At 38.8% G+C, this 15,808-nt stretch carries 9 protein-coding genes; 1 reads left to right on the forward strand and 8 read right to left on the reverse strand.

Annotation, left to right across the window (positions count from 1 at the left end; all coding sequences use genetic code 11):
• Positions 1-28 precede the first annotated feature (28 nt).
• Positions 29-2,296 carry a DNA internalization-related competence protein ComEC/Rec2 gene (locus CWC30_RS10130; RefSeq protein WP_138627022.1) on the reverse strand — a complete coding sequence of 756 codons (2,268 nt, stop codon included), beginning with the start codon at positions 2,294-2,296 and terminating at the stop codon, positions 29-31.
• On the opposite strand from CWC30_RS10130, the gene CWC30_RS10135 reads away from it, so the two are divergent.
• Positions 2,276-2,782, forward strand: a complete 507-nt coding sequence (locus CWC30_RS10135) for a DUF2062 domain-containing protein (RefSeq protein WP_013465022.1) — start codon at positions 2,276-2,278, stop codon at positions 2,780-2,782. The two genes, CWC30_RS10130 and CWC30_RS10135, sit on opposite strands and share 21 nt — an antisense overlap.
• A 97-nt stretch (positions 2,783-2,879) precedes the next feature.
• Here CWC30_RS10135 and CWC30_RS10140 read toward each other — a convergent pair whose 3' ends face one another.
• The 7 genes from CWC30_RS10140 to CWC30_RS10170 all read right to left on the reverse strand — a co-directional run bounded on the left by CWC30_RS10140 (position 2,880) and on the right by CWC30_RS10170 (position 15,617).
• The gene (locus tag CWC30_RS10140) at positions 2,880-4,619 is read right to left on the reverse strand and encodes a DUF3466 family protein (protein WP_138627023.1); all 1,740 of its coding nucleotides are present in this window, start codon (positions 4,617-4,619) and stop codon (positions 2,880-2,882) included.
• Positions 4,620-4,630: 11 nt separating this feature from the next.
• Positions 4,631-6,541, reverse strand: a complete 1,911-nt coding sequence (uup, locus tag CWC30_RS10145) for an ATP-binding cassette ATPase Uup (RefSeq protein WP_138627024.1) — start codon at positions 6,539-6,541, stop codon at positions 4,631-4,633.
• A 15-nt stretch (positions 6,542-6,556) separates the two neighbouring features.
• The gene (locus CWC30_RS10150; RefSeq protein WP_016900376.1) at positions 6,557-6,796 is read right to left on the reverse strand and encodes a glutaredoxin family protein; all 240 of its coding nucleotides are present in this window, start codon (positions 6,794-6,796) and stop codon (positions 6,557-6,559) included.
• Positions 6,789-8,906, reverse strand: a complete 2,118-nt coding sequence (rlmKL, locus tag CWC30_RS10155; RefSeq protein WP_036982576.1) for a bifunctional 23S rRNA (guanine(2069)-N(7))-methyltransferase RlmK/23S rRNA (guanine(2445)-N(2))-methyltransferase RlmL — start codon at positions 8,904-8,906, stop codon at positions 6,789-6,791. Before rlmKL ends, CWC30_RS10150 begins: the two co-directional genes overlap by 8 nt.
• A gap of 90 nt (positions 8,907-8,996) precedes the next feature.
• Positions 8,997-9,527 (reverse strand): cell division protein ZapC, encoded by a 531-nt coding sequence (locus CWC30_RS10160; RefSeq protein WP_138627025.1) that lies wholly within the window; start codon positions 9,525-9,527, stop codon positions 8,997-8,999.
• A gap of 131 nt (positions 9,528-9,658) precedes the next feature.
• The gene (gene pyrD / locus CWC30_RS10165; RefSeq protein WP_138627026.1) at positions 9,659-10,669 is read right to left on the reverse strand and encodes a quinone-dependent dihydroorotate dehydrogenase; all 1,011 of its coding nucleotides are present in this window, start codon (positions 10,667-10,669) and stop codon (positions 9,659-9,661) included.
• Between the two features lie 106 nt (positions 10,670-10,775).
• On the reverse strand, positions 10,776-15,617 hold the full coding sequence (locus CWC30_RS10170) for an NAD-glutamate dehydrogenase (RefSeq protein ID WP_013465030.1): 4,842 nt from the start codon (positions 15,615-15,617) through the stop codon (positions 10,776-10,778).
• Between the last annotated feature and the right edge of the window lie 191 nt (positions 15,618-15,808).

Below are 15,808 nucleotides of genomic sequence, written 5' to 3' on the forward strand. Positions count from 1 at the left end.
GTATCCTTAGCAACAGCAAAACAAAACGTCAATCTTTGATAAACCAATAACTTTCCTGCGCCCTCGCTGTAGTAAGCTCAAGGTGCTTAGTATAAAAATCAACCCTAACTTGTCCTACATCACCGGTACTATATTGTTTGGCGTTTATTTTATTGTAACGCTCAACTACCGCTTTACTTGGAAATTGCCACTGACCTTGATAGGCACTTGAATGAATCACAATCGTTGGGTTTACTGCCTTAATAAACTCATCACTCGAGGAGCTGTCACTGCCGTGATGTGGGCTTATCAAAACGGTACTTTGTAAATCATCTTTCTTTTTAATTAATTGTGACTCTCGCGTTTTTGATATGTCACCGCTAAGTAGCACACTATAGTTTGCCGCTGAGATTTTAACGATACAGGAATTATCATTACTATTATTAAATTCCTCTTTAGCAAAGGTTTGAATACTCAACCCATTAAAATCGAGTGTTGTTGCTACACAGTCGTTATATACACCATTTGGATGAAAATAATCAAAACTCCATGCATAACCGGCCGCTTTAAAATGCGCAACACCTCCGGCATGATCGTTATCTTGATGACTAACAATCGCGGTACTTACCGTTAAATTATGGGCGTCAATATAGGGTAGCAATACACTAGGCACACGACTAAAGCGATTAAAGTAACTCGGGCCAAAATCATAAATAAACGCATGTTTGTCTTTTTTTATCAACACCATTAGGCCATGGCCTACATCAAATACGTTCAACTGCCAAAGGCTAGATTGCGTAAAATAATAATTAGACAGTAAAGTCAAAAGCGGAATACACGCTAGTACGCGAAGCTTAATAAAGTAAAGTAAAGGAACGACACTATAAAGCAGCACCACAGTGGTTATACTTACCTGACCAACATTAAGCCAACGTATGTGCTGCGGTATTGCCAGCAACATTTGATAAATATAGGTCAGTGGAAAATCATATAACACAATAAACGCATGCCAGTCGGTTAATAACCCTAGCAACACACTTAAAAATAAAGCAGGCATTAATACAAAAGATAAAATGGGAATAGCGACAAGATTTAAAACTAAACCTGCTAAACTCACGCCATTAAAAAAATATAATGACAGCGGTAATAAGCCAATAAATAATCCCAGTTGAATAACAAAAAGAGTGCGAATATTGGCTAACAATGTATGACCTAGCAGCGGAAACTGTTTTAAAACCATAAAAATAATACATACCGCTAAAAAAGAAAAATACAGGCCAGGATTAAGCAAACTAAATGGATTAACTGCTAGAATAATAACCAACGCATATAAAATACTTCGCCATCTAAGCGATTGCTTCGCTAAATAATAAAGCAACAAATAACAACCCAACATAATTAAGGCGCGGGTTGCCGAAATAATAAAATCACTCAAGTAAACATAAATAAAAGCGGCAACAAAGCCAGCAGCGCTATAAAACATAGTAATATTTAATGATTGATTTAGTTCAGGCTTAATCAACTTAAGAAAACAGCGCACTGCAAAATAACAAAAGCCGAAAACCAAAGAGATATGCAATCCAGAAATAGCCAGTAAATGACTTAACCCAAGACTTTGCATTAATTGTTTATGCTCAAAGGTCATTAACGACTTGTCTCCGGTTAAGAGCACGTAATATAACCAATTAAGTTCAGCACTACTTACGAGCTTTTTGACATAAGTCCGATAAGCCGCGATATGATTATTTTGTTGGCGGTTGTAAATCGCTAACTGCTTATTTAATACTGTGCCTTTAAACGCTATTTTTTGTGTAAAGGCATAGAGTTGACTGTCGAACACAGTAAAATTTTTAATCCCCCTAAAATTTTTTAACCTAACTTGAGCAGTAAAAGCATCACCTGGCTGAATAGGTTGTGTTGAATTAATACTTAATAAGGCTTTAGGTGCTCTAAACTGACTATATTCGCTATCTTCCAAACGGGTTATTTTTACTTTTACGTATTGTGGAGGTGTTGAAGAAATAACCTCTTCGACAACAGCATTGACTGAATAAGCATATTTTTCGTGCTGATCAGGTAATTCAAATGAATAAAACAAGATAAAATGTGCTGCTACACAGCAAATACCGCAAATAAAGCCTAACAATACAGTTAAAAACGGCTTAAAATACGTGCTCACAATGAGGATTGAAATTGTGATAACTGTAAATTCAAGGGTTTGGTAATAAAATACGGTAACAACAACTCCGATAACAAACCCAAGACTCATCCACACAGAAGTAAATGGTTGCTTTAAATGGCTAAAAAAACGATCCAACGGTTTTTACCCGATCCAAATAAAATTAGACATCACAAATCGCTAAGAATATTTGGCCGTCTTTTACATGATGCTAACCTTTGGCATTTAAATAGACGTTCGGCACGAGGTGCTTTTGCTGTTGGGCTCTTTTTTGCTTTCATCCCTGTTCCTTTTCAAATGGTGCTCGCGGCTGCCGCAGCGATAATTTTGAGAGTTAATTTACCCATTTCTGTTGCGCTAGTATGGATCACTAATCCACTGACTATGCCGCCAATTTTTTACGGCTCCTACCTTGTTGGTACATTAGTACTTAATCAACCTGAACAACACTTTGCGTTCGAAGCCAGTTGGGCATGGTTTATAGAAAGCTTAACGACAATTGGCCCTGCATTCTTAGTCGGTTCTTTGGTATGCGCCTCTATCGCCAGTGTTATTGGCTACTTTGGAATAGATCTAATTTGGCGCCGCTCTGTAAGGCGGGCATGGGGAATGAGAAATAATTAGCCTCTCTTCCCTTAAATGCTTACATTACTATAGACAAAAAAAACCCAACTTAACAAGTTGGGTTTTTTAGTCCTTCTTTTTAACGATTTAAGCTCATTTAAAATCTAAATACACGTCTTAAACCAACAAGTGGTAGTAATAATAAACCAAACCAAGAAAAACTCGCTGAACTGCGTTCGTAAAATTCAGCATCTGGGGCTTTACAATTCTCAACTTCACCATTAGGGATAGGCGAAAGTTTTACCGCAACGGCTACACTTTCATATTCAATATTACCATTTACATCGGTAACAACTCCGCCCAATGAATTTCGTTTTTCAACTGTTTTAGTCGCAACACCAAATACTTCGTTGTTTTCATTAATCGATTTAGCTTCTACCATTTTATAGCTGAAACTGGTTTCACCATCACTGTCATAACAAGGCAGCAATTTATTTAGGTTAGTGATCTTGTCATCGCCAATTTTATAAATGAAGGCTTCTGAACGGCGGGTGTTCTCAGATTCACCAATTTCACCTTCACCAACAATGTAACCTTGATTATTAATGTCATTTGCATATGAGCTTGAGCTTATAAAGTAACCTTTAGGAAACACGGTCGTGTTTGTATTTATATCATGGTAAAAAAGTTTATTTCTTAGCGTTCCTTCTATTCGCTTGGTCGCATAACCTACAACAATATCGTTATCGTTGATAGCAAATGCTTTACCACTTTGCCAGTCATCTCTTTGTTCAATAAAATCAACTACTTCACCATCTTTAAAGTAAACTGGCATCGTTAAAATTGTGGAATCTCTATCAAAGTAACGGGTATTAGAAAAACCGGCAGCAACGCCATTTTTATTAACCGCTAATGCATTACTAATAAATGGGTTACTGTCTTCATCTTCTTTTGGTGTCAGCGCTAAACCTAACAATTCTGTTGAGGTTACATTATAGGCACTGTCTAGTGTCCACTTAACCGCTGTTTTATTAAATAAACCACGTGTGTTACGACTATTAATTGATTCAATACACGTCATTACAGGTTCATCAAGACCATCACAATTATCAGCAATTAAGGTTTGTCTCTCTGTAGGGATACTCACTGATACATTACCAACAACAACGTAACCCGTGTCAGTGGCAACAATATCAGACGCTTTACTCGTCCCACCATGTTCAGTAAATTCTGGAACAAGCGGCACATCGACACCGCCTTCAGAAATTAAAATACCACGTTCTATAAACTCTCGGGTAAACCAAGTTTGTTCTTCAGTTTCACCATCTGGTGTAAAAGTGATTTTATCAAACGGTGCACTGCCCCAACCTACGGTCGTACCGTCCTGTGAAACAGCATTATAAAAATTGCTGGTCGATCGCGTTAACCCATCATAATCAACCGAAGCCACATCAAACAAAGATTGCTCTGTAATTACACCACTGTTGTAATTTGTAGCAACAATTGAGCTAATTTTTTGATATTCAAAGTTAGCAGATAAGTTTGACAAAAAACGAACCATAAAAGTATGCGCATCAGCATTGGTATAAATAGCGTCGTTGTTTTCGATGTCATCAAGTGTAAACGTAATTTCTTTGTCACTTAGTTCAAATGAATTTACTTCATTAGTATAAGCGTTCTTAATTAAACTATCGGTAAAATCAATATAACTAATATCAATTGGGATATTGTATAAGCCATTAGCAAGCCCAATGACATGTCCGTTTTCACTCACATCGGTAACATAAGTATGTTTTGCGTTTTCAAAGTTACCTAACTCTGTTAACGCATAGGTAGCACTTAATGCCGATGTACTCAGTGTTGCTAAAACACTGGCCGCGAGTAATTTATATTTCATTTTATTCCTTACTACTGATTCTTTAATTCTTCAAGTTCTTCCCAACGCTCAAAAGCGGCTTCAAGGTCAGACTCGAGTTGGGCTAAATGGTTCAATTCCTTAGCTGTTACATCACTGTCTTGCTTGAAAAAGTCTTCGTGACTTACTCGTTCTTGTTGTTTTTCAAGCTCAGCTTCAAGTTGTTCCATTTTATTAGGTAGTTGCTCTAGTTCAAGTTTTAATTTGTAAGAGAGTTTATTTGCTTTGTTATTACTTTTAACGGGTGCCGGCTCTGGTTTTTCAACCTTTTTAACTGGCTGTTGCTGCTTCTTTTCTTGCTCTTCTAAATAGTTGGTATAGGCTTCATAATCGCTGTAGCCGCCAACGATATCTGTTACCTTGCCGTTACCCTCAAAGGCCCAAACACTCGAACACGTATTATCAATAAACTCACGGTCATGGCTAACTATCAGCACAGTACCTTGGTATTGATTGATGATATCTTCTAGTAACTCTAACGTTTCTATGTCTAAGTCGTTGGTAGGCTCATCAAGAACCAATATATTTGATGGCTTTAAAAATAACTTAGCCAGAAGTAATCTATTTTTTTCACCACCTGAGAGCGCTTTTACGGGGGTACGAGCACGTGCTGGCGGGAACAAAAAGTCTTGTAAATAACCTAATACATGACGAGAACGCCCGCCCATCATGACCTCTTGCTTACCCTCAGCTACGTTGTCCTGAACGGTCGCTTCTTCATCAAGCTTTTCACGATACTGATCAAAATAAGCAAACTCTAAGTTAACACCTTGCTTTATTTCGCCACTGTCTGCTTTTAAATCACCAAATAGAAGCTTTAATAAGGTCGTTTTACCAATGCCGTTAGGGCCGACTAATCCAATACGATCACCACGCATAACCAAAGTAGAGAAGTCATCAGCAATGATTTTATCTTTAAATGCATGGTTTAAGTGTTTTGCTTCAAACACTAATTTACCTGAACGATCAGCCGTTTCAATATTGAAATCGGTTTTGCCTACTTGATCAACGCGTTTTTTACGCTCATTACGTAATTGTTTAAGCTCACGAACTCGCCCTTCGTTACGCGTACGACGCGCTTTAACACCTTGGCGGATCCACGCTTCTTCTTCTGCTAAACGCTTATCGAACAATGCATTTTGCGTTTCTTCCACTTTTAAATCATGCGCTTTTTGTTCTAAGTAAGTGGCATAATCACCTGGATAAGAAATTAGTTTACCGCGATCTAAATCTAAAATACGTGTTGCAACGGCGCGAATAAAAGCACGGTCATGCGATATAAATACAATCCCACCTTTAAACTCTTTTAAAAATTGCTCTAACCACATTACACTTGTCATATCTAAGTGGTTGGTAGGCTCATCGAGTAATAATAAATCAGGCTCGCTCACTAGCGCACGCGCAAGTGCAACTTTACGTAACCAACCACCAGAAAGTGATTCTAGTTTTGCATCGGGGGTTAATTCTAGTTGGGTTAAAACCAGTTGAATACGACTATCAAAACGCCAGCCATCAGCTGCTTCTAACTTATTTGATAAGCGCTCTAATTTATTGAGTAACTGATCAGTACAATCTGATTGCAATTGTGTACTTACATGATGAAAATCAATCAGTAAGTTAGCAATTTCAGGCATACCTTGGGCAACATAATCAAATACAGTGCCGCTTGCGCCTTTAGGCGGATCTTGTTCTAAACGCGATATTTTTAAACTACCGACTTGGTTTATTTCGCCGTCATCGAGTATTACTTGGCCATCTAAGACTTTTAGAAGCGTTGATTTTCCTGCACCGTTACGCCCTACAATACACACACGTTCACCGCTTTCTATAACCGCATCGGCATTATCTAATAATGGGTGCGTACCGTAGGCTAATTGTGCTTTTGAAATTCTAATTAAATCCATAATTAATCTTTACTCTTATTCTGCTTGCGCTAAAAACTGCTGCGCCTGAGGTGCAGTAAACGGCCAAAACAATTGCTGGCCTTGTTGATTTTTTAAAACCGGAATACTGATTTGATACTCTAAAATTAAGGAGTCATCGCTCATAATATCAATAAGTTGTAATTCATCAGCTGATGAAAGTAACGGTTTTAACAGTTGCTCTGCTTGCTCACACAAGTGGCAACCGTCTGTGTGATATAAAACCCACTTAGCCATGTTTAATTAACCAGCTATTATGAATTTTTTTATTACGTTTAAAATCGGGAGATAAGGTTTTTTCTGAAATATTTTCCGCTTTTAAGCCTAAGCCCATTAACCCTACTTCGTCCATCACAAAGCCGCGTTTATTGTTAGAAAATATAAGCGTACCCGATGGGCTCAATATTTTTTTAACCCAAGTTAACAGCTTAATGTGATCATTTTGTACATCAAACGCATCTTTCATTCGCTTAGAGTTAGAGAATGTTGGAGGGTCTAAAAAGATCAAGTCGTATTGGCCTTGTGCATGCTCTAGCCATTTTAAACAGTCGGCTTGCTCAAACCGATAACGCGTATTGCTAATATCGTTAAGTGCAAAGTTATCTTGCCCCCATTTTAGGTAGGTTTTTGATAAATCAACGGTAGTAATCGCTTTTGCACCGCCTAATGCAGCATGAACCGACGCTGTTCCCGTGTAGGCAAACAGATTTAAAAAGCGCTTATCTTTTGCATTTTCTTGAATGTAACGACGTGCAAGACGGTGATCTAAAAATAGTCCGGTGTCTAAGTAATCAAATAAGTTAACTTTAAACTTAGCACCAAACTCCTCTACCACCATAGTTCTGTTTTGCTTAGCCATGGGGGTATATTGTTCTTCACCTTTTTGCTTTTTACGTACTTTTACCGCAATGTTTTCAGGTGAAATATCCAATTGTTGCGCTGTTAAGCTAATAACATCTTGCAAGCGTTTCTCTGAGGTCTTTTCATCAATTTCTTTTGGTGCTGCGTATTCAAAAATAACCGCTGAATCTCCATAAATATCAACCGCAACGTTATATTCAGGAATATCTGCATCATACACGCGATAGGCATGTACTTGATTTTGCTTAAGCCAATTTTTTAAGCCTTGCTTATTCTTTTTCAAGCGATTAGCAAAGGCCATTGAACCTTCAAAGTTTAAAGCCGGTTTGTCATCCGTGGTAAGACTCACTTGCTTGTCATCAAGTTGATACAAGTTTAATTCAACATCAAGTGGGCCATTTTTAAATTTATAACGTTTTTGCTTCACCAATTTAAGCAGTTTAAACAAGCTTTCATCCATGCCTAATAAAGCTAGTTTCCAGTGGTTGAAGTGTTTTTTAAAGCCAACACCTAAACTGCGATGTAAGTTAACCAGCTCAGCCATAGAGCCAATTCGCTCACCGTAAGGTAAATTAGAAATAACAACACCCGGCAATTTAGCAACCGCAGTCAATTTAGTTGCATCGCTTTGTTTAAACTTAATTACCGTATCAAGTTCTGCGCGCTGCGCATTTGCAATGGCTTTATCAAGGACATTTGCATCGTAATCATGGCCAATCAACCACAATTTAGGGTCGGTAATATTTGCTAAAAGCTGCTCTTTAAGTTCTTTGAATTTTGCCACTCTAAAGCTAGGTAAACGCTCAAACGCAAATCCTTCACGAAATAGACCTGGCGCTTCATTACGCGCCATTCCAGCGGCTTCAATTAAAATAGTACCCGCACCACAACAGGGATCAAATAAAGGCTGATTAACATTTTCAAGCCAGCCACTACGCTTAATAATTGCTGCAGCTAAATGTTCTTTAATTGGTGCTTTACCTTGACCTTGACGGTAACCACGCTCTGATAAACGCGGGCCAGAGTAATCAATATAAAGTGAAACACCATGGCGATTTAAACGTGCAACCACTCGTACATTCGCATCTTGCTTATCAACATTTGGGCGCTGTTCATACAGATCATTAAAATAATCAACAATCGCATCTTTAATCACTAAGCCTGAAAACTGTGTATTTTTAAGCGAGTCGTTTGTGCCATTAAAGTCAACTGCAAAGGTTTGCGTAGGCCCAAACCACTCTTGCCAAGGTTGTAAGCGTGCAAATTTATACAAGCTGTCTTTGTCATTTACGCCTTCTTTTTCTTCAATAAGCATAAGTACACGCGTAGCAAAGCGTGTTGATAAACACACCTTTTGCGCTAGCAATGAGTCAGCCTCAAAGCGAACAGAACCCACAGTTTGTTTTGACACCGTAGCGCCAAGCTCTGTAAGTTCATCAACCAATAAATTTTCGATTCCGATAGAAGTAAGTGCGATAAATTGCAAAGTAAAAACCCTTAATAGCTAATTGCGCGGGATTATAACATAGGTTTGCGTACAAATACGCCATAAACACGGTGGGAAAACTAAATTAGATTAAGCGGTTTGACTATCGTACTGTGAGATAATAAGCGGGTGAACACGGTTGTTTAATACGCGGATCACTTCAAACTGTGAGAGTGATAAATTATCGTCAAGCGCAAAGGTTTCGCTTAAATTAATACACACAGAAGCATCAGGGCAATGCTCCACAATTAAAAACTCGCCAGTTTGAGATTCAGAGCTCAAGTTGATAACGGCTTCAGTACTAGGTGTTGTACCCGTGTAGGGTTTAAAAAACCAACTCTTAGCTAAAACGGGCTTTAATTGAAACTTAACCGCGGTGGCATTGAGCGCTATTTGACATAATTGCGCAGGACTCCATAAGTTAAACTGCTCGAGGTAATAATATACCTGCTCATAAAAAGCGGCGTCTTCTAAACTAAAGTAAGGGTTTTTAAAGGTGCAATCTGTTAATTGCCTTAGTTTATAAGGGGTGCATAGTTGCATATCGTCATTTAAATCAAGCAGTAAGCGGTTTTTTTCAGCACACGCTATCCACTGCCATTGCTTTGACGCTTGTAACATTTGCTCCTCCCTACTTAGTACTTAAAAAAATAAAATAAGACAATAAGCTTAGAGTATAGCTGCTTTTGACCATTTTTAAAACGTCTTTTTAGAACATTTATCGAACGATCAAAAGCTTACATAACTGATCCTTATAAGTCGTTAATGATCGACTTGACCAATTGTGGTCCTTTATAAATAAATCCAGTGTAAACTTGAATCAAATCAGCCCCTGCGTTCATCTTCTCTTTAGCCGATTGAACGTCATCAATACCGCCTACACCAATGATAGGTAATTGATTATTAGTTAAACGTTTTAGTTCAGAAACAATATGAGTTGAACGCTCTCTAACCGGAGCACCCGATAACCCTCCTGCTTCATCAGCATACTGCTGACCTTGCACTAGGCTACGCTCAAGGGTGGTATTTGTGGCAATCACACCATCAATTTTATTCGTTAATAGTGATTCGCTCACTTGTTCAATTCGAATAGGATCTAAGTCTGGCGCAATTTTAACCAGCATAGGTACATTTTTATTATGCTTGGCAATTAAATCTAACTGCTCATTTTTTAAACTTTGCAATAGGTCATCTAATGCTGCGCCATATTGTAAGTCACGCAATCCTGGTGTATTCGGCGATGAAATATTGACGGTTATGTAAGATGCATACTCAAACACTTTTCGCATACAGTGAATGTAATCATCTTTGCCTTGTTCATTCAGCGTATCTTTATTTTTACCAATATTAATACCTAAAATGCCATCATACTTTGCTGCTTTTACGTTATTTACTAGATTATCAACGCCTTTATTATTAAAGCCCATGCGATTAATAATTGCATTCGACTGTGGCAATCTAAACATACGAGGCTTATCGTTACCTGCTTGTGGACGCGGTGTTACTGTGCCTACTTCGACAAAACCAAACCCCATTTGGGCGAATGCATCAATACACTCGGCATTTTTATCAAGACCAGCGGCAAGCCCTACGGGATTTTTAAATTCGAGGCCTAAAAAGTTCACAGGCTTATTTGCCACGCTTTGTGACCACGCGGCACTTAACGGTGTATTAGCAAAGCGACGTAAGTTATTAAGAGCAAAATCATGGGCCCACTCCGCATCACGGGTAAACATAAAACGGCGAGCTAAATCGTAAAACATGAATATAATCCTCTTAAAGTTGTAGACAAAAAAATACCTCAGACAAGGCTGAGGTATTATATAACAAAAAACTGTTTAACGATTAATTTTAATCAGTTGCAGTTTATTACTTTGCAGAGGTATCACAGTTGTGGCCTAGTAACATAAGCTCTCTAAGTGCAACTGAGAATTTTGCAAAGTCATGACTTTGCGATGTTTTAAATTCAGTTAGCATTTGTTTCCAGCGCTGTAACAACAGATCTTGGCTATCCATCCACTGTTCAATTTGGCCATCAACATCACTACTATCACCTTCAAAGCTGTTTAACACTACTTCAGATAATGTACGTTGTTGCCAATCTAACTCTTCACGATATGAAGCACGCGCAAGTGCTTGCCAATGGTTTGAAACAGGTTGATTAGTAATTTGGTCTAAGAACCAATGTAGCCCCATTTGCGCACCAAGTTTGAAGTAAGTGTGCGATACCATATCGATTTTACGATTAGAGTTTTGCGCAATTTGTGTCAAGTCCATTACAGAGAACAAGCTTGATAACGATACAATACGCTGAGCAATCTCAACCGGAACACCGCTTTGCGTTAGCTCTTCACGTGCACTTTCTATACGATCGCTTTCTGTTTTCACGATGTATTTAGTTAAGTTTTCACTTAAATCGGCAAACGTTGGTGCAAATGCTTCAATTGATTGCTCAATGGTTTGTGCTTTCGTACGATGACGTAAGAACCAACGAGTTGCACGACGAACAGTACGACGTAACTGGTACAACATTTCTGTTTGTACGTTAGACGGTATCTTGTTATCTAAATCACTAATCGATAACCAAGTGTCACGCATTTGGAATATTTCACTTGCGATTGAATAACATAATGCAATCTCAGCTTCGTTTGCACCTGTTTCTTCATTCATACGCACCATAAAGTTTAAGCCCATATCGTTAACAATATTATTTGCTAACTTAGTGGCAATGATCTCTTTGCGTAGTGGGTGATTATTCATAGCATCGTTAAACTTCTCACGTAATGGACGTGGGAATGATTTAACCAATAACTGACGATAGTAAGGGTTTTCGGTAATTTCGTCGGTTACTAATGACTCTTTAAGAACCATTTTCGCATAAGAGACCAACACTGAAAGCTCAGGACGTGTTAAATCTCTGCCTGCGGCAGCACGCTCTGCTAACTCCTCATCCGTCGGAATAAACTCAATCGTACGGTCTAATTTGCCCTCTTTTTCAAGCGCATGAATAAAACGAATTTTTTCTTTAAGCGTTGAAGTCCCTTTTGATTGGGTAATCGATAAAGTGTGTGTTTGACGATAACAGTCTTTAAGCACTAATTCAGATACTTCGTCGGTCATTGAGTAAAGTAACTCATCACGTTGCTTACGTGTTAAATCACCTTCGGCAACTAAACCATTAAGTAAGATTTTAATGTTTACTTCGTTATCTGAACACGCAACACCGCCTACGTTATCGATAAAGTCAGTATTAACACGGCCACCTTTAGCTGCAAATTCAATACGACCTAACTGGGTTGCCCCTAAGTTACCGCCTTCGCCAAAGACTTTAGCGCCAAGGTCTTTACCATTAATGCGCAGTGCATCGTTTGCACGGTCCCCTACATCCGCATCTGTTTCTTTAGAGTGCTTAATGTATGTACCAATACCGCCATTCCACAATAAATCAAACTCCATCATAAGTGAGGCTTTGATCAATTCATTAGGCGTCATGCTGGCTTTTTTAGTGCCCAACATTTTTTTCATTTCTGGGCTTAGCGTAATCGACTTGGCTGCACGAGAGAACACACCACCGCCGCTTGAAATTAACTCTTTGTTGTAATCTTCCCATGATGAACGTGGCAAATTAAATAAACGCTCGCGCTCTGGGTAAGAAGCAGCTGCATTAGGGTTTGGATCCACAAAAATATGTAAGTGGTTAAACGCCACTTGCAAACGAATGTGCTTTGATAACAACATACCATTACCAAATACATCACCGGCCATGTCACCAATGGCAACGGCAGTAAAGTCTGTGGTTTGACAGTTAATATCCATTTCACGGAAATGACGCTTAACAGACTCCCATGCACCACGCGCAGTAATACCCATTTTCTTATGGTCGTAACCTACTGAACCACCTGATGCAAACGCATCACCTAGCCAGAAGTTATATTCGATTGCGATACCGTTCGCAATATCAGAGAAAGTCGCAGTTCCTTTGTCCGCTGCAACCACTAGGTATGCATCGTCTTCATCATGACGAGTAACATCAACAGCAGGTACAACTTCGCCGCGCTCAATATTATCTGTGATATCTAATAAGCCACGAATGAAGATTTTGTAACATTCTTGGCCTTCTTTGATAAACGCTTCGCGCTCACTAGGCAGTTGTTTACATACAAAGCCACCTTTTGAACCAACCGGTACAATTACGGTGTTTTTAACCTGCTGCGCTTTTACCAAGCCCAAAACTTCAGTACGGAAGTCTTCACGACGGTCTGACCAACGTAGGCCACCACGCGCAACTTTACCAAAGCGTAAATGCACACCTTCAACACGCGGCGAGTAAACGAAAATCTCAAACGCAGGCACAGGCAGTGGTACTTCTGGAATTAAACTTGGTTGAATTTTAAGTGAAATGTATGACTTAAACTTACCTTCAGCATCTTTTTGGAAGTAGTTTGTACGCAGCGTTGCAACAATCATATCAACGTATAAACGGATAATACGGTCATCATCAAGATTCGCTACGTTTTCTAACTCTGCATAAATTTCTAAGCCTAGTTTTTCAAGTGTTTTAGCACTTGCAGGACTTTTAACTGAGAATTTTTTAGCAAATAAATTAACGATTTTAGCCGCGATGTGTGGGTAATTAGCAAAGGTACTTTCGATGTACGTTTGCGAGAAAGTAACCCCAATTTGGCGCATGTATTTAGCGTACGCACGTAAAATTGATGCTTCGCGACCGGTTAACCCACCCATTAACACTAAACGGTTAAAACCATCGTTTTCTAAACGATTTGCCCACACACTGGTTAGTGCGGCACGAAAACGTGCGGAAATTTTATCAAAATCGGCCATCCCTTTGCTATCAATCAGCATTGAGAAGTCCATGATCCAATTAATGCCACCATCACTGGTTTTAACTGAGTAAGGTGTTTCACCTACAACACGTAAACCAAAGTTTTCCAGCATTGGCATCACATCTGATAAGTGAATTGGCTCATCTTTGTGGAATAAGCTTAAACGAACAATATTGCTGCTCGCCTCTTCTTGTGGACGATAAAACAACATCTCAAGTTTGTTGTCATCGTTTAGCATTTCTAGCTTTTCAATATCAACAACAGCGGCACTTGGAAGTACTTCTTCTTTGTATGAACGTGCAAAAGCGTTGCAGTATTTACGGTTTAATTCGTTACCACGTGCTTCACCAGCAGATTCTAGTAAGGCTGATTGGAGTTTATCTTCCCAGGTACGAGCGGCTTCTATTAGATTATTTTCTATGTCTTTCACGTTATATTCAATATTGTTATCGGTCACACGAACGGTGTAATGAGTACGCGCCAGTGTTGACTCTGAGAAATAGGTAGTAAATTCGACTTTAACGTCAGAATTAAATGCATTTGCTAAAATAGCCTGCGTTTCGCGGCGCAGCGCCGTGTTATAACGTTCACGTGGTACATACACCATACAAGATAGGAAGCGACCGTATGCATCTTTGCGAACAAATAAACGACACATATCGCGTTCTTGAATTTGTAACACGCCCATAGCAACTTCAAGTAGCTCATGTTCGCGAGCTTGCACTAATTCGTCACGTGGGTAGGTTTCTAAGATGTTTAATACCGCTTTGTATGCATGTGTACCCTTAGCAAAATCACACATATCCATAATGCGATTAATCTTGCTTTTAAGAACTGGGACATCAGCAGCGCTGTTATTATAAAAGTTAGATGAGAATAAACCTATAAAACGGTCTTCACCAATCACATTACCTTTGTCATCAAAACGCTTAACACCCACATAATCAATATAGGCTGGGCGATGAACTCGAGATAATGAATTGGTTTTTGTTAAAATTAATAAGTTACTACTACGTGCTTCTTGACGAGCCACTTCAGGTAACTCAGAAAGCAAACGTGTATGCTCAGCATCTGAGTTTTTCATTAACCCTAAGCTGGTATCCATTTTACCTTTTAATTGATAATCACCTTGGACTGGCGAAAGCTCATATTGGCGGTAACCCATTAATGTAAAGTTGTCTTTTACTAGCCAATCTAAGAACTCAACGGTTTCATTTATTTCGTTATCATTTTTATCTTTGTGGCTTTTAGGTAAGCTTTTGCTAACTGCGATTAGTTTTTCGCGAATAGGCTGCCAATCTTCAACCGCAACCGATACATCAACGAGTACAGATTCAAGTTCTTTTTTGAAAGACTCAATAACAGTAGCATCTGTTTGACGGTCAATTTCTATGAAGAATACTGTTTTTGTTGATGTTGATTCTTGCTCTGCTTTTAAGCTTGATAACCCTGATATTTTATCGTTTTTATCACGTTGAATTTTCAGTGGGCTATGTAGAAGTAAGTGAGAGGCAATGTTTTCTCGTGTCATGGCCATACGCACAGAGTCAACTAAAAATGGCATATCTTTAGCAATGATCTCTACAATGGTATGCGATGACTGCCAGCCATCTTTTGCCACTTCAGGGTTGAAAACGCGAATAACTGCGTCATCTGATGTATTTTTTTCTAGCGAATTCCAAAGGCTAAGTGCAGCACCATATAAGTCACTGTCGTTGCGATTTGCCAAATCCTCTTTAGACATATTGCTGTACAAGGCTTTGGCGAATTTCTCAACGAGTAACACATTATCAGCGCGAACTTTTTTCTGGATAAGCTTACAGACGTTATCTAAAATAACCGAGGCTTGGCCTTCATTTCGTGTCATTGTATGTTCCTTAATCTATCACTGCTAGTTTAGCAGAGTATTTGTACAGCCATTTATTAGCGTGGAGTCAGTTAAATTCTAACCCTTTTGAAACTAATAAACAGCCTTTTCGATGAAAACATTTTAAGCATTTCAGCTATTTGGTCATCTATTCACAAAATATAGATATAAATGGCCATTACTGGCCATTT

It is taken from the genome of Pseudoalteromonas sp. S4741 (assembly GCF_005886135.1).
Lineage (GTDB): Bacteria > Pseudomonadota > Gammaproteobacteria > Enterobacterales > Alteromonadaceae > Pseudoalteromonas > Pseudoalteromonas tetraodonis.